Genomic DNA, 21,480 nt, shown 5'->3' with positions numbered 1-21,480 from the left:
CCCGAACGAGGGCCTGCCGCCACTGCCGAAGATCGAGTTGCTGCTCTACAAGTCGAGCGGCGCAACCTCGAAGGCGGCGACCGCCTTGCACGACTATCTCGCGCACTATCTGCGCCTCGACGAAGAGCTCAGCGGCCGCGGCGACCCGATCGAGCTGACCTGAGCTTCATACCTTCGCGCGCGTGGGACTTTCGCGGAGCGCCAGTGACGGCCAGAAGTTTGCCCAGGGCTGCGCCGCCTCGAACGCAGCGGCGATGCGGAAGATCGTGGGCTCGTCGAGCCAAGGAGCGACGATCTGCAAGCCGATCGGCATTCCGTCGCGATCGAAGCCGCAGGGCAGCGTCGCCGCCGGAAGACCGGCGAGGTTGATCGGCCAGGTAAAGGGCGACCAGCCGAGATGCGGATCGACCTTGCCGCCGTCGATCGTGTCGACGCCGATGCGGCCGGCCTCGAACGCGGTCACCGCGACAGTCGGCGTCACCAGCGCATCGACGCGCTCGAAAAGCTTCAGGAAGCCGCTGCGAGCCTGACCGCGGCGATACCCCGCTTCGATATAGTCCGTGCCGCTGTAGCGTCGGCCTGCACTGATGACGTCAAGATAATCTGCTTCGGAGCTGGCGAGATCGGCCGTGGTCCTGGTCGCGACCGCGGCCGCCTGTTCGGTGAAGGCGATCGGCTTCAGCGTGTGTTCGAGGATGCCGGGATCGAGGCCGGGACCATCCATGGTGACCTGCGCGCCGCAGGCATCGAGAATGGCCAGCGCCTTGCCGAACGCCGAGCGCACATCGGGGCTGACGGCGGCGTAGCCGAGATCGACGCTGGCGCCGATACGAATGCCGTTCAACGGCGCGGCCTTCGTGTCGAACCGCCGCGCCGCCACCGGCAGGCTCGCGGGATCGCGCAGATCGTAGCCGGCGATGATCTCCAGCGTCAGCGCAGCATCCGCGACCGTGCGCGTGATCGGCCCGGTATGCGCGAGCGACCCCCAAGACGGTGGCGAGAAGCCGGGCGAACGCGGCACCAGCCCAAACGTCGGCTTTAGGCCGAACACCCCGCAGAAGGACGAGGGCACCCGGATCGAGCCGACGCCATCGGTTCCGATCGCGATCGGACCGCAGCCGGCGGCAACACCCGCCGCCGCGCCGCCGCTCGATCCGCCACTGGTGCGACCGGGGTCCCAGGGATTGCGCGTGGTGCCGGTGACCGGGCTGTCCGCCGTCAACTTGTAACCGGACTCGCAGGTCGTGGTCTTGCAGGTGACGATGGCACCCGCCTCCTTCAGCGCCGAGACAACCGCCGCGTCGACATCGGGCACGAAGGCCTTGTTCATCGGCGAGCCGCCATAGGCCGGCACGCCCGCGACAAAGACGAGGTCCTTGATCGTGACGGGCACCCCCGCGAGCGGGCCCTTGGCTTCGCCCGCGCGCATCTCCCTGGTGAGACGATCGGCATCCGCCCTCGCCTGCTCGTACATCGGCGTCACCACCGCGTTGCAGGCCTCGTTCGTCGCCTCCAGCGCGGCGATGGTGTCGTCGACCACGTCGCGCGGGGTGAACGCCTTGCGCCGGTAGCCGGCCATGATCTCGGTTGCAGAAAGCGCACCAAGGCCAGTCGGCGCCGGCGGGAGGGCCGCTCGGCCGGAACCATTAGTCATCATCAACCCTAAAGAGCTAGCTGAGCGCCGCGTCGACGGCGCGCTTGGCCATGACCGTGACGAGATGCGCACGGTAGTCGGCTTCGGCATGGATGTCGGAGGTGAGACCCTCGGTATCGATCCTGATTGCCGCGATCGCGGACGGATCGAAACTTCGAGACAGCGCTTCTTCCATCGGGGGAACGCGGAATACGCCGGAGCCCGCTCCGGTCACGGCCACGCGAACGCCATCGGCGAATTTCGCCACGAACACGCCGACCAGCGCATAGCGCGACGCCGGCGCCTTGAACTTGGCGTAGCCTGCCTTGAGCGGCACCGGAAAGCGAATCGCCGTGATGATCTCGCCAGGTTCAAGCGCGGTCTCGAACAGGCCGCGGAAGAATCCGTCGGCCGCGATCTCGCGCGTGCTGGTGACGACGGTCGCGCCCAATCCGAGTACACCTGCGGGATAATCGGCCGCCGGATCGTTGTTCGCGACCGAGCCGCCGATAGTGCCGCGGATGCGGACGGCGGGATCGCCGATCATCGAGGCCAGCGCGGCGAGACCGGGGATCTTCGCCTGCACCAGCTTCGAGGCGGCCACGATGGCATGTGGCGTCATCGCACCGATGGTGATGGTGGCGCCGTCGTCGCTGATGCCCTTCAGATGTCCGAGCTTCGACAGATCGATCAAGGCTGGCGGACTGGCGAGCCGCTGCTTCAGCGTCGGGATCAGCGTCATGCCGCCGGCGACGAGCTTGCTGTCCTCGATCGAGGTCAGCAGTTTAGCAGCGTCGGGAATCCGGTCCGGTTGGTGATAGGCAAACGGCTTCATTGTCATCCTCCCTATTCCGCAGCGACCGGCAGCGATGCATTTTGCAGCAGGCGCCAGATCCGGTTCGGCGTCGCCGGCATGTCGACATGGGTGACGCCGAGATGCGACAGCGCATCGACCACCGCGTTGATGACCGCGGCCGGCGAACCGATGGTGCCGACCTCGCCGCAGCCCTTCACGCCCATCGGCGTATGCGTACACAGCGTCGAATGGGTCGCGATGTTCATCATCGGCATGTGGTCGGCGCGCGGCATGCAGTAGTCCATCAGCGAACCCGACAGCAGCTGGCCCGAGCCCTCGTCATAGACCGCGTTCTCGTACAGCGCCTGGCCGACGCCCTGCACGATGCCGCCATGCAACTGGCCCTCAACTATCATCGGGTTGATGACGGTGCCTACGTCGTCCACCGCGGTGTAATTGACCAGTGTCACCGTGCCGGTTTCCGGGTCGATCTCGACCTCGGCAATGTGGCAGCCGCCGGGATAGGTAAAGTTGACGGGATCATAATAAGCCTGCTCTTCCAGTCCCGGCTCCAGCACTTCGAGCGGATAGTCGTGCGGCACGTAGGCGGCGCCCGCGATCTCCTCGAACGTCTTCATGCGGTCGGTGCCTGCGACTGAGAATTTTCCGGCCTCGAACTGGATGTCCACTTCGGCCGCCTCAAGCAGATGCGCCGCGATCTTCTTGCCCTTCGCGACCACCTTGTCCGTCGCCTTCGACAGCGCCGCGCCGCCGACCACCAGCGAACGCGAGCCATAGGTGCCCATGCCGAACTGCACACGATCGGTATCGCCGAACACGATGTCGACATTGTCAAACGCGACGCCGAGCTTTTCCGAGACGATCTGCGCGAACGTCGTCTCGTGGCCCTGGCCGTGATTGTGCGTGCCGATCATGACCGTGACCTGGCCGGTCGGATGCACCCGCACCGTGGCGCTCTCATAGAGCCCGCCGCGCGCTCCCAATCGTCCCGCGAAGCGCGACGGCGCGAGGCCGCAGGCCTCGACATAAGTCGAGTAGCCGAGCCCACGGAATTTGCCCGTGCGCGCCGACTCCGCCTTGCGGATGCCGAAGTTCTTGACGTCGGCCGCGACAAGAGCGCCGTCGAGACACCCCATCGGGTCGCCGGAATCGTACTGCACCAGCACCGGCGTCTGATACGGATAGGCCTCCTTCGGGATCATGTTGCGTCGGCGGATCTCGACCCGGTCGATCCCCATCTCGCTGGCTGCGACATCGACGATGCGCTCCAGCACGAAGGTCGCCTCGGGCCGGCCCGCGCCGCGATAGGCGTCGACGGGCACGGTGTTGGTGAAGACCACCTTCACGTTGCAGTAGATTGCCGGCGTGGTGTAGACGCCGCCGAGCAGCGGACCGTAGAGATTGGTCGGAATGTTCGGTCCGAAGGTCGAGAGATAGCCGCCCATATTGGCGAGCGTGTTGACGCGGAAGGCCAGAAACTTCCCGGTCTCGTCCAGTGCGAGTTCGGCCTCGGTGACGTGATCGCGGCCGTGGCGATCGGAGACGTAGCCTTCCGACCGGCTCGCCACCCATTTGATCGACCGCATCACGCGCTTGGCGGCCCAAGTGATCACGGCCTCCTCGCCATAGTGGAACTGCTTGACGCCAAAGCCGCCGCCGACATCGGGCGCGACCACGCGCAGCTTGTGCTGCGGAATGTTCAGCACCAGCGCGCCCATCAGGAAGCGCACGACGTGCGGAAACTGGCTGGTGGTCCACAGCGTGAAGCGATCCGTGCCGGGCTCATATTCGGCAATCGCTGCGCGCGGCTCCATCGGGTTGCCGATCAGCCTGTTGTTGACGAGGCTGAGCTTGGCGACATGCGCCGCTTTCCGGAACGCGGTCTCGACCGCGGCCTTGTCGCCGAGCTCCCAATCGCAACAGAGGTTGTTCGGCACGTCGTCGAACAATTGCGGCGCGCCGGGCCGCACGGCTTCGAGCACGCCGACCACCGAGGGCAGCACCTCGTAATCGACCGTGAGCAGCTCGGCTGCCGCGCTGGCCTGCGCCGGCGTCTCCGCGACGACAAAGGCCACCATGTCGCCGACAAAGCGCACCTTGCCCTGCGCCAGCATCGGGAACGGCGGCTCCTTCATCGGAACGCCCTTGGCGTCCGTGATACCCCAGCCGCAGGGCAGCGAGCCTAGCTTGTCCGCGGCGGCATCCTCGCCGGTCAGGACCGCGATGACGCCGGGCGATGCGAGCGCCGCACTCTTGTCGATGCCGCGCAGGATCGCGTGTCCATGCGGCGAGCGCACGAACACACCGGCCGTCATGCCGGGACGCTTGATGTCGGAGACGTAATTGCCGCGGCCGGTGAGGAAGCGCTGGTCCTCTTTCCGTTTGGGTGAAGCGCCGATCCCGATCACGTTGCCCATGGTCACTCTCCCCTGGCGGCGTTCATGGCGGCAGCGCCAGCCATGACCGAGACGACGATGTTCTGATAGCCGGTGCAACGGCAGATGTTGCCTTCAAGGCCGTGGCGGACGTCGGCTTCCGTGAGGTCCGGCTTTTCGGCCGCGAGCGCCACCGCCGTCATCAGCATGCCGGGCGTGCAAAAGCCGCATTGTAGACCGTGATGCTCGCGAAACGCTTCCTGCATCGGATGCATCTGGTTCGAACCGGGGGCGCCGTGAAGCCCTTCGATGGTGAGCAGCGTCGCACCGTCGAGCGCAGGCGCGAGCAGCGTGCAGCTCTTCACCGGCAGGCCGTCGAGATGCACCACGCAGGCGCCGCACTGGCTGGTGTCGCAGCCGATATGGGTACCGGTGAGGTTGAGCCGCTCGCGCAGCAGTTCGGCGACGAGCATCGCCGGTTCGACATCGACAGTGGTTGGCCGTCCGTTCAGTGTGAAGGATATCTGCACGATCATACTCCTGTGCGCGACGGTCTTTAGGAAAGTGGAAGCGCGCTGCCGGCGGCCCATGTGGCCATCACGACGTCGCCGACGGTGAACGGATCCGCGAAGAAGGTCTTTTCCGGCACATAGGCGACGAACGCGTCGTCCGGCACGGTGTCCAGCATGACCTTGACGAAATAGCCCTGGTATTCGATCGCGAGCACGCGACTCGGCAGCGACGTAGAGCAGCCCGGCGGCAGCTCCCTGCCCGGCCGGACCAGCGCGACATCGTCGCGGCGCACGGCGATATCCATCTTGTCACCGACTCTGACCGTGGACCGCGCCAGAAGCGGGACCTCGATGCCATCAGGCGCGGCCTGCGCGAGCGTAAAGGTCGAACCGTTGACCTTCTCGACTCGCCCCGACAGCACGTTCTGCCCGCCCATGAACTCGGCGACGTAACGATCATGCGGATGGGCATAGACGTCGCGGGCCGCGCCCGCCTGCTTGATCCTGCCCTGCTCCATCACCACCACCAGATCGGCGAGCGCGATCGCCTCGAGCTGGGTGTGGGTGACGTGGATGAAGGTGATGCCGAGCTCCTGCTGCATTCGCCTGAGCTCCTGGCGCATCTGCACGCGGAGCTGCTCGTCGAGGGCGGAGAGCGGTTCATCGAGCAAAAGTACCCTCGGCTCGGTGATCGCGGCGCGCGCCAGCGCCACACGCTGCTGCTGGCCGCCGGAGAGCTGCGCCGGCAGGCGGTCGGCGAACTGCGTCAGCCGAACCTTCTCGATCATGGCATCCGCAGCGCGCAGGCGATCGCCCTTCGACATGCCGCGTACGCGCAAGGCGAACGCGATATTGTCGCGCACTGTCAGGTGCGGGAACAGCGCGTAGGACTGAAACATCATCGCGGTGCGTCGCTGCACCGGCGCGAGCCCGACGACGTTCTGGCCGCCGATGACGATCTCGCCGGCGGTCGGGTCCTCGTGGCCGGCGATCATGCGCAGAATCGTGGTCTTTCCGCAGCCGGACGGACCGATGAAGCAGCAATAGGCGCCATCGGCGATCTTGAGGTTGACGCCGTCGACCACATTGCTGACGCCGTCAAAGCTCTTGCAGACGCCCGCCAGTTCGATATCGCCGCGATCGCTCTTCATTTCCCAGCTCAACCCTTTGTGCTGCTGCCGCGTTTCTTCTGGATCAGCACGATGCTGCCCAGGCTCGCGCCGATGACGATGAAGGACACGATCGTCGTCACCGTGCCGAGTGCGTAAAGCGAGGGCGACGTGACGTTCAAGGTCATGCTCCAGATCTCCAGCGGCAGCGTGTTCAGTGAGCCCGCGGTCTGGAGGCTGCGCGCGAACTCGTCGTAGGAGAGCGTGAAGCCGAACAGCGCGACCGCGACCAGGCCGGGCGCCAACACCGGGATCATCACCAGCCGGATCGACTGCCAGCGGCTAGCGCCGAGGTCGTAGGCCGCCTCCTCCCAGACGTGGTTGAAGCGCGACATCACCGCGAACATCACGAGCACGCCGAACGGCAGCGTCCAGGACAGTTGCGCGCCGAGCGCCGAGGTGTACCAGCTCGCATTGAGCCCGAGCGCCTGGAACAACAGACCGGTGCCGAGGCCGAGCACGAGACCTGGTGCGACCAGGCTGCCGATCATCATGTAGAACACGACGGTGTCGCCGCGAAAGCGCTTGCGAAAGCCGAGCCCGGCGAGGAACGAGACCACCACCGTGATGACAGTGACAATGACGGCGAGCTTGATCGAGCGATCGAACGAGCCCTTGACGTCGCCGGTTCGCACCTGGGTGAAGAGATCGACGAACCAGTGCAGCGAAGTGCCCTTCATCGGGAACACGAGGCCGCCACGGATATCCTGGAACGACAGGACGTAGATGCAGAACATCGGGCCGTACAGCGCGATCACATAGAACGCGAACAGGGTCGCCAGAACATAGAACGTCCACGGCCGGCCGCCCTTGCTCGGGGCAATCGCCTTGGTCGTCGCAGGCGCGAGCGTCTTTGACATGTCGGTTTTGGGCAAGTCCGTCTTGGACATGTCGGCGAGAACCGCGCTCATCGCGTGATCTCCTGCCTGATGTCGACGGTGCGCAGGATCAGCGAGACGACCGCGACCAGCACCAGCGTCAGCAACACCGCGCTGGCCGCCGCGGTCGGATATTGCAGTACGCCGACGTCCTCGTAGAACGCGCTGACCACCGAGGCCGAGCCGCCGCCGGACATCACCTTGACCACGAAGAAATCGCCCATCACGATCGAGACGACGAAGATTGTGCCGAGGGCGATGCCGCTCTTGGACATCGGCACCACGATCAGGCGCATGATGTCGAAACGGCTGGCGCCTGCATCGATCGCGGCCTCGATCAGCTTCTTGTCGATCCGTGCCATGGAATTGAAGATCGGCACGATCATGAAAATGGTGAGCTGGTGGACATAGGCGATGACCACCGCCAGGTCGGAGAACAGCAGCACTTCCAGCGGCTGGCGGATCAGACCGAGCCCCAGCAGCGCCTGGTTGATCAGGCCTTCCTTGCCGAGCAGCGGGATCCAGGAAATCATCCGGATGATGTTCGAGGTCCAGAACGGCACCGTGCAGAGCAGGAACAGGCCAATCGCCAGCAGCTGATTGCGGACGTGGAAGACCAGGAAGTATGCGACGAAGAAGCCAATGATTAGCGTGAAGACCCAGGTCAGCACCGTGAACTTGATCGTCGCCAGGTACAGCTTCAGCGTCAGCGCCGAATGCAGTACCTCGACATAGCTTGCGAGCGTGAAGCCCGGCGTCAGCCCGCCGAAGCCGTCGGTGGCGAAAAAGCTCGCGGCCAGCACGACCAGGATCGGCGCCACGAAGAACGGCACGAGCACCAGCACGAGCGGCGACACGTAGAGCCAGCCAGCGAGATTTGCACGTGGTGGGGTTTGGGCTGGACTAAGGCTTGGCTGCATGTCGGCAAACGCCTCGAACTCGGTCATGTGGCACCGGCGCATTGCCGCGCCGGCGCTTCGTTCACGTCAGGTGAAGCAGGTTTCAGGCCACCTTGAAGTCGTTCCAGCGCTTGTTCATGTAGGCGGCTTCGTCCATCAGCGTGTTCCAGCAGGAGATGTTCTTGACGCGGTCGAGGAACGAGCCGCCGTCACGCTTGGTGCCGCTCTTCTCCATCGGCACGCCATAGGGGTCGTTGACCACCTCGGGCGCGGGCTGGCCCTCGTACCAGAATGCCCATTCGGCCGGCGTGAGGAATTTCTTCGCAGTCGAGGGGACCGGGCTGTAATAGCCGTAGCGCGCGACGAAGCCGCCCTGCCATCCCGACAGATACCAGTTGAGATATTCGTAAGCCGCATCCAGCTTCTTGCCGGAGAGATGCTTCATCAGGCCCATGCCGTTGCACCAGCCGCGATAGCCTTCCTTGCCGTTCTTGATGTTGACCGGCGCGTAGACGCAGGGGATTTCCTTCACGCGTACCGCGGCAACCGCCGGCGACCACATCGACTGGATGACCACTTCACCCGCCGCCATCAGCTGCACCGACTGGTCGAAGGTGGTCCAGGTCGCGCGGAACTGGCCCTGCTTCTTGAGCTCGATCAGCTTGTTGCAGGTGAAGTCGATCTCCTCCTTGGTCATGTTGCCCTTGTTGCCGTACTTGATCAGTCCGGCGCTTTCGAAGCAGAGCGCGGCATCCATGATGCCGATCGCAGGCACGTCGAGGATCGCGGCCTTCCCCTTGAATTTCGGATCGATCAGATCCTTCCATTCTGTGACTTCATGGCCGACGAGGTCGGGGCGATAGCCGATGGAGTCGGCATTGTAGACCTGCGGCAGGAAGGTCGCCCATTCGGTCACGCCGTCGTTCAGATCGGTCGAATCGGGCTTGGCGATATACATGGCCTCGTAGGGCGAGATGCCCTGGCGCGGGATCTTGTGACCGTCGATCTCGCCCTTGGTGAAGATGGGCAGGATGTTGTCGAACTCCTTGACCTTCTTGACCTCGATGCCCTGGATCACGCCGCGCTTGGCAGCGAGCTTGGCCTGCCACCCCTCGAGATCGGCGATGTCGACCGTATTAGGCTGGCTTATGAAGCGGTTGATGGCGGCGGAGGTGTCGAGGTTCTGCATCGTCACCTTGAAGCCGAGATCCTTGGCCGCCTGGTCGCCGATCGCCTTCACCACCGAATAGGACACGCCGACATGGCGCAGCTCGATGTCCTTGATCTCCTGCGCCCAGATCGTCGGGAATCCGCGGATCGCGTCCGATCCTGCGGCCGCGCCGGCCACCGCCGCAGCGCCCTTCAACAGCGTGCGCCGGCTCAGCTTTTTCGCAGGCTTGTCGCTCGTCCCCGCCGGATTGGCAGTGGATGTCCCCTTGTCCCTGTCAAGCATGGCAACCCTCGTTGGCTACGATGAACGCTGCGCACCGGTCGCCATTGACCGGCTGCGGATGTGATCAATTGCGAGGGAGGCTATGGGCGGGATGTCGTGAAGTAAAATTGGAAGTAAAAATTCGCCGCATAAACGCGGCTAATGGTTCGCCCCGCTGCATCGGCTTTTGGCAGCGCGCATAAGAAGACGTCAGGACGTGCACACAAAAACGATAGCTTCGAACGTGCGGGCCCGCTGGTGCGGCGGACGTGATGAAGGCGATCCTCAGGACCTGAGCTGGTCCCGCGCCGTCTCTGGCGCCATCAGCGTCGCGATGATGGTGACGATCGACAGTGCAATGATGTAGACCGACACGGCCCAATAAGAACCGGCCCATGCCAGCAGTGCCGTCGCAATCAGCGGCGAGAAGCCGCCGCTCAGCGCGGCGGCAACGTTGGCTCCCAGCGATGCGCCGCTGTAGCGCACCTGGGTGCGGAACAGCTCCGGCATGAAGGCCGCCTTCGGCCCGAACAGCAACGCATGCGTCAGGGTCATCGTGACGACGAGCGCGAGCGTGATCAGCGCCGGGTCCCTGGTGTCGAGGAACCAGAACAACGGAAACGCCAGCGCCACCGAGAACACGCCGCCGGCGAGATACAGCGCTTTGCGACCGAAGATGTCGGACAGCCAGCCGGCGAGGGGCAACGTCGCGAGCTCGACGAGCGCGGCATAGACCACCGCATTGAGGATCACCTGCCGCGGCAGGCCGAGCTGCGTCGTGGCATAGACCACGGTGAAAACAGTGAGGAGATAAGCGAGCCCGACTTCGGACACCGTGATGCCGATCGCCAGCAGGAAGCTGCGCCAGTCGCGGCGCAAGACTTCCAGCGCCGGCCGCGCCAGGACCTCCTTGCGCTCGAGCACCTCCTTGAAGTGCGGCGTCTCCGCGAGTTTCAGCCGCACGATGAAGCCGACGCCGACGAGCAGGATGCTGATCAGAAACGGCACGCGCCAGCCCCAGCTCAGGAAGTCCGCTTCGGGCAGCTGCGTCATCAGACCAAAAATGCCGGTGGACGCCGCGACGCCGACGGGGAAGCCGATCTGCACCAGGCTGCCGTAGAAGCCGCGATGGTTGCCGGCATGCTCGGCCACCATGACCACGGCGCCGCTCCACTCGCCACCGAGTCCGATGCCCTGGACGAAGCGCAAAATGACGAGAAAGATCGGCGCCCAGACGCCGATCTGACTGTAGGTCGGCAGGCAACCGATCAGGAACGTGCCCAGTCCCATCGCGATCATGGTCGCGACCAGCATCTTCTTGCGGCCGAGCCGGTCGCCATAATGCCCGATGATCGCACCGCCGATCGGCCGCGCGACGAAGCCGACGGCATAGGTCGAGAACGCCGCCAGCGTGCCGACGAAGGGATCGAAGCTTGGGAAGAACAGCTTGTTCAGCACCAGCGCCGCCGCCGTGCCGTAGATCAGGAAGTCATACCACTCGATCGCGGTGCCGAGCGCGCTCGCCCACACCACATGCGCCGTCGTCGATTTCTCCGCCGCACTGGAGACCCCCGATGCTGCCGTCATCGCCATGCCCCAAGATTCCAGATGGCATCATGGCTAAACGTTGTAGCGGTTGCAACTTGCGGGAGTGTTAGTCCTCCCTAGCTCACGATGCGAGATTTCGCGCCACTGCCTCCTCAGTGTCGTCCCGGCGAAGGCCGGGACCCATAACCACAGGGGGAGTTTGGCGAAGACCCGTGCTCCGGTCCTGCGACCGCCCGGCATTAATAGATCACGCGGTGTGGGTCCGGCCTTCGCCGGGACGACGCAGAGGTCTTTATTCGCCATTGACAAACTTATTCACCATTATCTAACTTGCTGTCACAACAACCAGCCGCGCCAAGCGGCCCATAAACGAGAGGGAACGACGATGAGAGGGCTTTTGGCCTGCGCCATGCTCGCGGCCATGACTTCGGCTGCCATGACCACCGTTGCGAACGCGCAAGTCTCCGACGACGCCGTGCGGATCGGCGTGCTTACGGATCTGTCGAGCTGGGGCCGCGACAACAGCGGGCCGGGCTCCGTCGAGGCTGCGAAAATGGCGGTGGAGGAATTCGGGCCCACCGTGCTCGGCAAGCCGATCGAGATCATCAGCGCCGACCACCAGATGAAGACCGACGTCGGCGTGCAGATCGTGCGCGGCTGGTTCGACAACGGCAAGGTCGATGCCGTCGTCGACATCCCCAACTCCGGCATCGCGATCGCCGTCCACAACATGGTGCGCGAGCGCAACAAGATTGCGCTGCTCTCCGGCCCCGGCGCGAGTTCGTTGACCGACGAGCTTTGCAGCCCGAACACCGTGCACTTCACCTACGATACCTACGCGCTGTCGAAGGTGACGGCATCCGCCGTAATCAAGGAAGGCGGAAAGTCCTGGTACTTCATCACCGCCGACTACGCCTTCGGCCAGCAGCTCGAGAAGGACGCCACGCGCTTCATCAACGAGATGGGCGGCAAGGTCTTGGGTGGCGTGAAGCACCCGACCAACCCGGCCGATTTCTCCTCCTTTGCACTCCAGGCGCAAAGCTCCAAATCGGACGTTGTCGCCTTCGCCAATGCGGGCCAGGACACCGACAATGCGATCAAGCAGTCGGGCGAGTTCGGCCTGGTCCAGGGCGGGCAGAAGCTGGTCGGCCTCCTGATGTTCGACACCGACGTGCACGCGATCGGGCTCAAATCAGCGCAGGGCACCTACATGACCACGGCGTCCTATTGGAACATGGACGAGGCAACCCGCGCCTGGTCGCGGAAATTCTACGAGCGCACCAAGGTGATGCCGACCATGATCCAGACCGGCGTCTACGGCTCGGTGCTGCATTATCTCAAGGCCATCAAGTCCGCCGGCACCGATGATCCCGCCAAGGCGATGGCCAAGATGCGCGAGCTGCCAATCGAGGATACATTCGTTCATGACGGACGCTTGCGCGAGGACGGCCGCGTCATTCGCGACATGTATCTCGCCAAGGTGAAAACACCCGAGCAGTCCAGGGAACCGTGGGATTATTTGGAGATCATCAAGACGGTGAAGGGCGAGGACGCCTTCCGTCCGGTCTCCGAATCCAAATGTCCGCTGCTCAAGAAGTGAGGCCTGCATGACCGGCAACGAGCGCAACGCAATTGAGACTTACGAGTGCGATGTGCTCGTGGCCGGATCTGGCTGCTCCGGCATGTCGGCCGCGATCACCGCGCGCTATCGCGGTCTCGACGTCCTGATCGTCGAGAAGGAGCCGCGCTTCGGCGGCACCACCGCCCGCTCCGGCGGCTGGTTGTGGATTCCCGGCACCTCGCTGGCCAAGGCTTACGGCATCGCGGAGACGCCCGAGCAGGCGCGGACCTACCTGCGCCATGAAGCCGGCAACAACTTTGACGCCGCACGCGTCGATGCGTTCCTGAGCGCCGGGCCCGAGGCGGTCGATTTTTTCACCAGCAAGACCGCACTCCGTTTCGACATGCCGCTGGTGTTCCCGGACTACCACGCCGAGGCGCCCGGCGGCACCCAGGGTGGCCGTTCGATGGTGGCGCGCCCGTTCGACGGCCGCGAGCTCGGCGACCAGATCAAGACCCTCGGCATGCCCCTGCCCGAGCTGACCGTATTCGGGATGATGCTCGGATCCGGCAAGGACATCGTCCATTTCATGCGCGCGACGAAGTCGCTGAATTCGGCGGTCTATGTCGCAAAGCGCCTGTCGCGGCATCTGATGGATGTGCTGCGCTATGGCCGTGGCATGACGCTGACCAACGGCAATGCGCTCGCCGGGCGACTGGCAAAATCCGCGCAGGATCTGAAGATTCCGATGTGGCTGTCCGCGCCGGTGCGCGAGCTGACGGTCGAGAACGGCACTGTCACCGGCGCCGTTGTCGCCCGCGAGGGACGCGACGTCCGCATTCGTGCAAGACAAGGCGTCGTGCTCGCCTGCGGCGGTTTCCCGCATGATATCGAGCGGCGCAAGAAGATGTTCCCACACGCGCCGACCGGGAACGAGCATTTCTCGCCGGGCCCGACCGGCAACACCGGCGACGGCCTGCGGCTTGCGGAAAGCGCCGGTGGCCATGTCGAGGATCGCCTGCCGAACGCGGCAGCCTGGGTCCCTGTCTCGGTCACCAAGCGCAAGGACGGTTCAAACGGCGTGATGCCGCATTTCATCGACCGCGCCAAACCCGGCGTGATCGCAGTGATGCGTGACGGTAAACGCTTTGCCAACGAGGGCAATTCCTATCACGACTTCGTCCAGGCCTTGGTCAAGGCGGCGACGCCCGGCGAGGAGATCGCGGCCTACCTGATCTGCGATCACCAGGCCCTGCGCAAATATGGCCTCGGCTGCGTGCCGCCATTCCCGATGCCGCTGGGTCATCACCTCAAGTCCGGCTATCTCATGCGCGGCGAAACGCTTGAGGCGCTCGCGGCAAAGGCCGGCATCGACGCCATGGCGTTCGTCGAGACCGTCAAGCAGTTCAATGCGACCGCACCACAGGGCCACGACGCCGCCTTCGGCAAGGGATCAAAGGCCTATAACCGTTATCAGGGCGATGCGCTGCACGGCCCGAACCCCTGCGTCGCGCCGCTCGAGAACGGCCCGTTCTACGCCATCAAAATGGTGGTCGGCGATCTCGGCACCTATGCCGGCATCGTCACCGACGAGAACGCCAGGGCGCTCGATGCGGAGGGACGGGTGATTCCCGGACTCTATACCGCCGGCAACGACATGGCGAGCATCATGGGTGGCAATTATCCCGGGGCCGGCATCACGCTTGGGCCGGCGCTGACCTTCGGCTACATTGCCGGCCGTCATCTCGCCGACAGCGCGGCCAAGCGCAACGCGGCGTAAGCGAGCCGCACGCCAGGAGGCGCATGAAAAGAGAGAGCCGCGGCATCCAGTCGATCGAGGTCGGCGGAGAATTGCTCCGCGCGCTTGCGAGATGCGGCGAGCCGATGATGCTGCGCGATCTCGCGCGCGAGGCCGGCATGACCCCAGCCAAGGCGCATCCCTATCTCGCCAGCTTCTCCCGCATCGGCTTGATCGAGCAGGACGAGACCACCGGCCGCTACGAGATCGGCGCGCTGGCGCTGGAGCTCGGCCTGATCAGCCTGCGCCGCCTCTCCGGCGTACGCATCGCAGGACCGAAGATCGCGGCACTCGCAAGTCAGATCGGGCATGCGGTCTCGCTCGCGGTCTGGGGGACGCACGGCCCGACCGTGGTGCAGCTCGAAGAACCCGGCCAGCCCGTTCACATCGTGATGCGGGCCGGCTCGGTCATGGCGCTGCTGGAGACGGCCACGGGCCGGGCCTTTGCGGCCTTCCTGCCGGAGAAGACGATCAACGCCGCGCTTGAAAGCGGCCTCGATCGTCACGGCGTCGGCTACAATCCGAAGCGCACCGTGAAAGGCGCGAAGATCGCCGACATGCTCACCGAGGTCCGCAAGTACGGCCTCGCCCGCGCGCTCGGCGACCCCCTCCCCGGCGTCAACGCATTCTCTGCGCCGGTGTTCGACCATTCCGGCCATGTCGCGCTGGTGATCACCGCGATGGGGCCGGAAGGCACTTTTGACGCGCGGTGGGACAGCCTGATCGCTCATGCTTTGCGCGATTGCGCGGGCGGCATTTCGAAACGGCTGGGTCACGGGATGACGGTTGCGGCGGAGTGAGGGGCTGGCTGCCCGCACAACTACGGCTGTCATGCCCCGCGAAGGCGGGGCATCCAGTACGCCGCAGCCACTCGGTTCAATCACGGGCGTCACGGAGTACTAGATCGCCCGCCTTCGCGGGCGATGACACGGGAGAGTGCGGCGACCTTGCCCCCTATTTCTCCTTCACCGGCACCGTGTAATTCAGAATCAGCCGGCCGCCGTCGGGATAGATCGTCTGCCCCGTGATATAGGACGCATCGTCGCTCGCAAGAAACGCCACGACGGAGGCCACCTCGCCCGGCTCGCCGCCGCGGCCGGCCGGCGTGCGTGACATCACGGTCTTGCGGGCATCTTCCGAGGTGTAGATGGACGATGCCACCATGTCGGTCAGAATCGTGCCCGGCCCGACCGCGACAACGCGAATATTGTGCGGAGCGAGTGCGACGGCTGCGACCGAGGTGAGCTGCTTCATGCCGCCCTTGGACATGGCGTAGGTGGCAAGCGCCGGGATTGCCAGCAGTGCATTGACCGAGGACATGTTGATGATGACCCCGCCGCCACTACCTTGCGCAATCATCTGCTTGGCCGCCGCCTGCACACCGAAGAATGCGCCCTTCAGGTTGATGCCGATGATCTCGTCGAATTCCTCTTCGGATATCTCCAGGAGGTCCCGGTTACGAGCGACGCCGGCGTTGTTGACCATGATGTCGAGCCGGCCGAACTCCTTCACGGCGGTTGCGACCAGCTGGTCGACATCGGCACGCTTGGCGACATTTCCGACGACGGTACGCAAGGCATCCGGTCGTGCGAGTTCGGCAGCCGTCGCGGCCAAGCCGTCGGAATCGACATCCGAGATGACGACTTTGACGCCGTCGTCCAGAAATCTTTTCGCGCAGGCCTTGCCGATGCCGCGCGCCGCGCCGGTGATGGCGGCGACCTTGCCGGTTAGTTTCATGGTCTCACTCCAGGATAGCTGCTTCGGGGCAGACTGTTGCAGGGTGAGAAACCCGGCTCAGGCCGCCACGAAACCGAGATGAGCACGGAACCGGTTCTTGATAAAGACAGCATCGCGCGAGGGCAGTGAGCGCGGCGGATTTTCGGCGAGAACCTTGATGACAAAAAGCCGCGGGCCATCGGCCGGCTCAGCGAGCTGCCGCGTGAGGCGCTCCACCTCCTCAAGCGTCCGCACGATCCCGGTCGCAACGAAGCCGCAGGCGGCGGCGATGGCGGTGAGATCGACCCCGCGCCCGGTGTGGCTGGCCTGCATCCCGGTCTCGCCAAAATGCTGGTTGTCGATCACGACGATGTCGAGATTGCGCGGGCGCGCGACACCGATGGTGGCGATGCCGCCGAGGCCCATCAACTGCTCGCCATCCCCGGTCAAAGCGAGGACGCGCTTTCCCGGCTGGGCTTGGGCGAGGCCAAGCCCGATCAGCGCGGCGCCGCCCATGGCGCCCCAGAGATAGAAATTGCCGTCATGGTCGCCGACCGAATGAAGGTCATAGGTCGGCGAGCCGAGGCCGGACACGACCAGCGTGTCCTTGCGATTTTTCAAGAGCGCGGCGACGGCGGCGCGGCGGTCGAGCTGGGCTTGCATTGGCATCACCACTTCTTCTTGCCGATCAGGCGCTGCCCGATCAGGACCGCAATCTGCTGATCGGAATCGTAGGCGAGCGCTGCGGCCGATTCCACGGTCTCGACCAGATCTTCCGCCGTCTCCGCGCGCATTACCTTCAGGCCGATCGCTTCCAGCGACGGCTGGGTCGCTCGGCTCATCGGCACCTGCCAGGGATTGAACTCGGCCCATTCGCCGCGCATCGTCACCAGCATCAGCAGTGGAAATCGTCCGATCGCCGACAGCGACAGCATGTTGATGCAATTGCCGACCCCGCTCGACTGCATCAAGAGCACGCTACGTTGGCCGCCGAGCCAGGCGCCCGCGGCGATGGCGACGCCCTCCTCTTCCGTCGTCAGCACGTTGGTGGTGACGTCGCGATCTGCCGAGAACAGGCGGATGAGCTGGCTGTGGCCGGCATCGGGGACGTAGGACATCTGCCGCACGTCGGCGGCCTTCAGGATGCGGTAGAGCTCGGACGGCCAATCGTCTGCGCGCATGTCGGAATTGGATTGATGGCTGTGCACCGCGTGTCTCCGTGGATTTCGAGGGGCACTCTAGCGATGTTCAGGCGCGAAAGCTCTGACCGTCTGGCGCGATCAGGTATCGAGGGATTGTATAGCTGCTGCCGTTCGCATGAGTTCAGCGAGAACGATGCGCATTGCTGCGCCATGGCAGCTTCTCGACCTTTAGCCAAACCGACGCGGGCGCAGTCCGGCATGAAACCAGGTGATCATGGAATAGATGTCATACACGGGCAATCCAACTTCGGCCTGCAAAGCTGCCGCATAAGGCGGCATGTTGGTGCATTCCAGCACGATCGCGCCGACATCCGGGTTCCTGGCGACCAGCTCCTTGCCGGCCTCGACCACGTCACGTTCCGCCTGCGCGATATCCATGTCGTCCTTCTCGGCCTTGATCAGGACGCGGAAGAATTCCTTGCCGTGCTCGGTGCCGACCAGCGGCGTATCGAGCGGCACGCCGACACCTGCGAGATGGGCCGGCGTCAAGGATGAACCGGACACCGTGACGAGGCCGACGCGCTTGCCCGGCGGCAAGGTCGCCTGCACCCACGGCACCTGCATCAGTGACGAGGTCGCGACGGGAACGCCGACCGCGGCTGCGATCTCCTTCTGGAACAGAGAGAGGAAGCCGCAATTGGTGGTGATGGCTTCGGCCCCGAGCCGCACCAGATCCTTTGCCGCATCGATGAAGTCAGGCAGCAGACCGGCCGCACCCTTCAGCACCACCTTCTTCGGCGAAGCCCCACCCACCACGCGATAGAGCACGGGGAAAGGCCAGGTGGTGCCGTTGCCCATGTCGCCGGGAATGCGGGGAAAGCGCGCCTCCAGCATCAGGATGCCGAGCGGCGCCCCATAAATGGCTTTGCCGCCGCGGGCGATTCGGGGGGACGAGTTGGCTGGAGCGGTCATGATGCGATCTCAGAGAAAACGATCGGGCGAAAACGGTGCGAGCGGAATTTCCGGCGGCTTGCCGCTCAGAAGCTGGGCGACGAGACGGCCGGTGCGGGCCGAACCGACCAGGCCGATATGGCCGTGGCCGAAGGCATAGACGATGTCGCGCGATGCCCGCGCGTAGCCGATGCAGGGACGTCCGTCCGGCATGCTGGGCCGATGGCCAAACCAGGTTTTGATCCGCGAAGCCGGAATGTCCGTCGGCAGTTTCGGGAACATGCTGAAGAGGTTGTTGTGCAAAATCTCGGCGCGCTTCCAGTTCGGCTCGGCCTCGAGGCCTGCGATCTCGACCGTCCCGGCGGCGCGCAAACCCTTGTCGGTCCAGTTCACCACCATCTTCGCATCCGAGGCCATCATCGAGCTGCGCGGGCCCGTCTCCGGATTCTCGATCATGACGTGATAGCCGCGCTCGGTCTCCAGCGGCAGCGGATCGCCGACGGATGCGGTGAGCCGCTTCGAATGCGCGCCGGCGGCAATCACCGCGGCATCGCACGCAATCTCGCCGGTCTCGGTCAGGACGGCCACGAGCTTGTTACCGGATAGCTTCAGCCCAATTGCCTTGGCACGCACGAGCTTGGCGCCGCTTGCCAGCGCATGTTGCGCGAGCGCGGCGACATAGGCTCCGGGGTCGCGGCAGCGCCCGGCCTCGTCCACCACCACGCCGAAAGTGTAGCGCGGATGCAAATCGGGCTCGCGCTGACGCATCTCGTCGGCCGAAAGCTCCAGCCATTCGACGCCGACGCGCTTGCGCACGCGCCAGCCGAGGTCGTTGTCGAAATTGCCGCGCGACGGAAAGACATGCATCACGCCGTTACGCTCGATCAATTCAGGAACGCCCGCCTCCTCCGCGAGCTTCCTGTGCAGCAGCGGCGCGTCCTTCAGGAGGTCGCGCAGCGCAAAGGCCGTCGTCTCGACCCGCGCCTCGGTCCAGCCCGAGAGCAGATACTTGATCAGCCAGGGCAGCGCCTTCGGCAGATAAGACCAGCGGATCGCGAGCGGCCCGAGCGGATCCATCAGATAACCCGGCACCTTCTTCCAGACGCCGGGCTCGGCCGGCGGGATCACCGAATGCGAGGAGAGCCAGCCGGCATTGCCGTAGCTCGCCGCCTGTTCGCCACCGGGCTCGCCCGGCTCGATCAATGTGACGCGATGTCCTTCGCGCAGCGCCTCGATGGCACTGATCACGCCGACCGCGCCGGCACCGATGATGGCGACGTTGCGGCCCTCCGACATCGCTTAAGCCTTCACCGCAGGGGCAAAGTCCTTGCCGACCGACATCGCCCGCGGATCGATGATGCAGTGGAGGATCGACGGCTTGCCCGAGGCGAGCGCACGCTCGAAGGCCGGCGCGAACTCTTCGGTGCGCTCGACGCGCTCGCCGTGGCCGCCGAACGCTTTTGCATACATCGCGAAATCAGGGTTCTTGAGCTGGGTGCCGACCACGCGACCGGGATAGTCGCGCTCCTGGTGCATGCGGATGGTACCGTATTGCGCATTGTCGACGACGATGACGACGAGGGCTGCGTCGTACTGCACGGCAGTCGCGAATTCCTGCCCGTTCATCAAGAAGCAGCCGTCGCCGGCGAAAGCTATGACGGTGCGGTCCGGATATTGCCGCTTCGCGAGCACCGCGGCCGGCACGCCATAGCCCATCGAGCCCGACGTCGGAGCGAGCTGCGCCGCAAAACTGTGGAAGCGGTGATGGCGATGGATCCAGCCGGCATAATTACCGGCGCCGTTGCAGACGATCGCGTCCTTGGGCAGGCGATCGCGCAGCCAGGTCATGACTTGTCCGTACTGGAACGTGCCCGGCAGCTCGCGCGCCTTCTCGGTCCAGGCGAGGTAATCGGCATGCGCCTTGGCGGCTTCGCCCTTCCAGGCGACTGCGCCGGCAGGCTTCAGCGTCTCGACCGCGGCCGCGAACGCGGCGGGCGTGGCCTGGATCGCGAGCTCAGGCTGATAGATGCGGCCGAGCTCTTCGGAGCCCGGATGAACGTGGATCAACTTCTGCCGCGGGGTCGGAATGTCGAGCAGCGTGTAGGATGAGGACGGCATCTCCGACATGCGGCCGCCGACGAGCAGAACGACATCGGCGTTGTCGATGCGCGCCTTCAGGCCAGGGCTCGGGCCGATGCCGAGATCGCCGGCATAGTGCGAGTGATCGGCGTCGATCAGCGAGGCCCGGCGGAACGAGGTCGCGACCGGCAAGTCGAAGCGCTCGGCAAAGCGCGCGATGCTCCTGGTCGCCTCATCGGTCCAGCGCGAGCCGCCGAGAATGACGAGCGGTGCCTTAGCGCTCGCAAGCATGGCGCCAACGCGTTCGATATCGGCGGGCGCCGGCCAGCTCACCGCCGGCTCGATCCGCATGGCGTCCGCAACGGCAGCAGTCTCGGTCAGCATGTTTTCGGGCAGCGAGATCACGACGGGACCGGGCCGGCCCTGCATGGCGACGCGGAAGGCGCGCGCGACCAGCTCCGGAATGCGGTCGGGACGATCGATCTCGACCGCCCATTTCGCCATGGTGCCGAACACCGCCTTGTAGTCGAGCTCCTGGAACGCCTCGCGCTCGCGCATGCCGGTGTCGACCTGACCGACGAACAGGATCATCGGCGTGGAATCCTGCATCGCGATGTGGACGCCGTGGCTGGCATTGGTGGCGCCGGGGCCGCGGGTGACGAAGCAGATTCCGGGGCGGCCGGTGAGCTTGCCATAGGCCTCCGCCATCATCGCCGCACCGCCCTCGGCGCGGCAGATCATGACGTCGATCGGGCTGTCATGCAGCGCGTCAAGCGCCGCAAGGTAGCTCTCGCCCGGCACGCAGGTGACGCGCTCGACGCCCTGCGCGACCAGCTGATCGATCAGGATCTGGCCCCCGGTGCGGGTGTTGCGAATGGTCATGACAGCTCCCTCAAGGCTTTGGCGATGCGTTTCGCAGCTTCGCGAAACTTTTTGTTCCGGGCTGGCGTAGGACAGCCGGAAACAAGGT

The 21,480-nt window shown here is 64.9% G+C and carries 18 protein-coding genes; 3 read left to right on the top strand and 15 right to left on the bottom strand.

The window, feature by feature from the left end:
* Window positions 1–166: 166 nt before the first annotated feature.
* From IVB47_RS04570 to IVB47_RS04530, 9 genes are all read right to left on the bottom strand, one after another.
* Window positions 167–1,654 carry an amidase family protein gene (locus IVB47_RS04570; RefSeq protein ID WP_247460107.1) on the bottom strand — a complete coding sequence of 496 codons (1,488 nt, stop codon included), beginning with the start codon at window positions 1,652–1,654 and terminating at the stop codon, window positions 167–169.
* A 16-nt stretch (window positions 1,655–1,670) separates the two neighbouring features.
* Window positions 1,671–2,468 carry a xanthine dehydrogenase family protein subunit M gene (locus IVB47_RS04565; RefSeq protein ID WP_027570539.1) on the bottom strand — a complete coding sequence of 266 codons (798 nt, stop codon included), beginning with the start codon at window positions 2,466–2,468 and terminating at the stop codon, window positions 1,671–1,673.
* Window positions 2,469–2,479: 11 nt separating this feature from the next.
* On the bottom strand, window positions 2,480–4,867 hold the full coding sequence (locus tag IVB47_RS04560) for a xanthine dehydrogenase family protein molybdopterin-binding subunit (protein WP_027570538.1): 2,388 nt from the start codon (window positions 4,865–4,867) through the stop codon (window positions 2,480–2,482).
* 2 nt (window positions 4,868–4,869) lie between these two features.
* A complete protein-coding gene (locus tag IVB47_RS04555) occupies window positions 4,870–5,361 on the bottom strand; it encodes a (2Fe-2S)-binding protein (protein ID WP_027570537.1) in 492 nt (163 codons plus the stop codon).
* Window positions 5,362–5,381: 20 nt separating this feature from the next.
* Window positions 5,382–6,488 (bottom strand): ABC transporter ATP-binding protein, encoded by a 1,107-nt coding sequence (locus tag IVB47_RS04550; RefSeq protein WP_247460104.1) that lies wholly within the window; start codon window positions 6,486–6,488, stop codon window positions 5,382–5,384.
* Between the two features lie 8 nt (window positions 6,489–6,496).
* Complete coding sequence (locus IVB47_RS04545; protein ID WP_027570535.1) at window positions 6,497–7,417, bottom strand: ABC transporter permease; 921 nt, start codon at window positions 7,415–7,417, stop codon at window positions 6,497–6,499.
* Window positions 7,414–8,331, bottom strand: a complete 918-nt coding sequence (locus IVB47_RS04540; protein ID WP_247460103.1) for an ABC transporter permease — start codon at window positions 8,329–8,331, stop codon at window positions 7,414–7,416. The genes IVB47_RS04545 and IVB47_RS04540 overlap by 4 nt, the downstream gene beginning before the upstream one ends.
* 55 nt (window positions 8,332–8,386) lie before the next feature.
* Window positions 8,387–9,736 carry an extracellular solute-binding protein gene (locus IVB47_RS04535; RefSeq protein WP_247358416.1) on the bottom strand — a complete coding sequence of 450 codons (1,350 nt, stop codon included), beginning with the start codon at window positions 9,734–9,736 and terminating at the stop codon, window positions 8,387–8,389.
* Between the two features lie 264 nt (window positions 9,737–10,000).
* Entirely contained in the window at window positions 10,001–11,302 is a 1,302-nt protein-coding gene (locus IVB47_RS04530) for an MFS transporter (protein ID WP_247460540.1), read from the bottom strand.
* 346 nt (window positions 11,303–11,648) lie between these two features.
* On the opposite strand from IVB47_RS04530, the gene IVB47_RS04525 reads away from it, so the two are divergent.
* The 3 genes from IVB47_RS04525 to IVB47_RS04515 are packed head-to-tail and all read left to right on the top strand — an operon-like array spanning window position 11,649 to window position 15,422.
* Window positions 11,649–12,863, top strand: a complete 1,215-nt coding sequence (locus tag IVB47_RS04525) for an ABC transporter substrate-binding protein (protein WP_247460101.1) — start codon at window positions 11,649–11,651, stop codon at window positions 12,861–12,863.
* Window positions 12,864–12,870: 7 nt separating this feature from the next.
* Complete coding sequence (locus IVB47_RS04520; RefSeq protein WP_247460098.1) at window positions 12,871–14,604, top strand: FAD-dependent oxidoreductase; 1,734 nt, start codon at window positions 12,871–12,873, stop codon at window positions 14,602–14,604.
* A gap of 23 nt (window positions 14,605–14,627) precedes the next feature.
* Complete coding sequence (locus tag IVB47_RS04515; protein ID WP_247460096.1) at window positions 14,628–15,422, top strand: IclR family transcriptional regulator; 795 nt, start codon at window positions 14,628–14,630, stop codon at window positions 15,420–15,422.
* Window positions 15,423–15,576: 154 nt separating this feature from the next.
* Here the strand turns inward: IVB47_RS04515 and IVB47_RS04510 are convergent, their stop codons facing one another.
* From IVB47_RS04510 to IVB47_RS04485, 6 genes are all read right to left on the bottom strand, one after another.
* Window positions 15,577–16,359 (bottom strand): SDR family oxidoreductase, encoded by a 783-nt coding sequence (locus IVB47_RS04510; protein ID WP_247460094.1) that lies wholly within the window; start codon window positions 16,357–16,359, stop codon window positions 15,577–15,579.
* Window positions 16,360–16,416: 57 nt separating this feature from the next.
* Entirely contained in the window at window positions 16,417–17,007 is a 591-nt protein-coding gene (locus IVB47_RS04505) for a thiamine pyrophosphate-dependent enzyme (RefSeq protein WP_247460092.1), read from the bottom strand.
* Window positions 17,007–17,546 carry a thiamine pyrophosphate-binding protein gene (locus IVB47_RS04500; protein WP_247460090.1) on the bottom strand — a complete coding sequence of 180 codons (540 nt, stop codon included), beginning with the start codon at window positions 17,544–17,546 and terminating at the stop codon, window positions 17,007–17,009. Before IVB47_RS04500 ends, IVB47_RS04505 begins: the two co-directional genes overlap by 1 nt.
* A 162-nt stretch (window positions 17,547–17,708) precedes the next feature.
* Complete coding sequence (locus IVB47_RS04495; protein ID WP_247460088.1) at window positions 17,709–18,452, bottom strand: aspartate/glutamate racemase family protein; 744 nt, start codon at window positions 18,450–18,452, stop codon at window positions 17,709–17,711.
* Window positions 18,453–18,461: 9 nt separating this feature from the next.
* A complete protein-coding gene (locus IVB47_RS04490) occupies window positions 18,462–19,727 on the bottom strand; it encodes an FAD-binding oxidoreductase (RefSeq protein WP_247460086.1) in 1,266 nt (421 codons plus the stop codon).
* 3 nt (window positions 19,728–19,730) lie between these two features.
* Entirely contained in the window at window positions 19,731–21,392 is a 1,662-nt protein-coding gene (locus IVB47_RS04485) for a thiamine pyrophosphate-binding protein (RefSeq protein ID WP_247460084.1), read from the bottom strand.
* Window positions 21,393–21,480 lie beyond the last annotated feature (88 nt).

Origin of the sequence: Bradyrhizobium sp. 62, from assembly GCF_023073035.1 — a bacterium.
Lineage (GTDB): Bacteria > Pseudomonadota > Alphaproteobacteria > Rhizobiales > Xanthobacteraceae > Bradyrhizobium.
The sequence above is the reverse complement of the archived record's forward strand: the minus strand, read 5'-3'. Positions and strand labels throughout refer to the sequence as shown.

Coding starts and splice junctions, on each gene's coding strand:
- IVB47_RS04565 (WP_027570539.1), bottom strand. CDS start 2,468: ATGAAGCCGTTTGCCTATCACCAACCGGACCGGATTCCCGACGCTGCT.
- IVB47_RS04540 (WP_247460103.1), bottom strand. CDS start 8,331: ATGACCGAGTTCGAGGCGTTTGCCGACATGCAGCCAAGCCTTAGTCCA.
- IVB47_RS04545 (WP_027570535.1), bottom strand. CDS start 7,417: ATGAGCGCGGTTCTCGCCGACATGTCCAAGACGGACTTGCCCAAAACC.
- IVB47_RS04560 (WP_027570538.1), bottom strand. CDS start 4,867: ATGGGCAACGTGATCGGGATCGGCGCTTCACCCAAACGGAAAGAGGAC.
- IVB47_RS04535 (WP_247358416.1), bottom strand. CDS start 9,736: ATGCTTGACAGGGACAAGGGGACATCCACTGCCAATCCGGCGGGGACG.
- IVB47_RS04510 (WP_247460094.1), bottom strand. CDS start 16,359: ATGAAACTAACCGGCAAGGTCGCCGCCATCACCGGCGCGGCGCGCGGC.
- IVB47_RS04570 (WP_247460107.1), bottom strand. CDS start 1,654: ATGACTAATGGTTCCGGCCGAGCGGCCCTCCCGCCGGCGCCGACTGGC.
- IVB47_RS04550 (WP_247460104.1), bottom strand. CDS start 6,488: ATGAAGAGCGATCGCGGCGATATCGAACTGGCGGGCGTCTGCAAGAGC.
- IVB47_RS04505 (WP_247460092.1), bottom strand. CDS start 17,007: ATGCCAATGCAAGCCCAGCTCGACCGCCGCGCCGCCGTCGCCGCGCTC.
- IVB47_RS04490 (WP_247460086.1), bottom strand. CDS start 19,727: ATGTCGGAGGGCCGCAACGTCGCCATCATCGGTGCCGGCGCGGTCGGC.
- IVB47_RS04555 (WP_027570537.1), bottom strand. CDS start 5,361: ATGATCGTGCAGATATCCTTCACACTGAACGGACGGCCAACCACTGTC.
- IVB47_RS04525 (WP_247460101.1), top strand. CDS start 11,649: ATGAGAGGGCTTTTGGCCTGCGCCATGCTCGCGGCCATGACTTCGGCT.
- IVB47_RS04485 (WP_247460084.1), bottom strand. CDS start 21,392: ATGACCATTCGCAACACCCGCACCGGGGGCCAGATCCTGATCGATCAG.
- IVB47_RS04495 (WP_247460088.1), bottom strand. CDS start 18,452: ATGACCGCTCCAGCCAACTCGTCCCCCCGAATCGCCCGCGGCGGCAAA.
- IVB47_RS04515 (WP_247460096.1), top strand. CDS start 14,628: ATGAAAAGAGAGAGCCGCGGCATCCAGTCGATCGAGGTCGGCGGAGAA.
- IVB47_RS04520 (WP_247460098.1), top strand. CDS start 12,871: ATGACCGGCAACGAGCGCAACGCAATTGAGACTTACGAGTGCGATGTG.
- IVB47_RS04530 (WP_247460540.1), bottom strand. CDS start 11,302: ATGACGGCAGCATCGGGGGTCTCCAGTGCGGCGGAGAAATCGACGACG.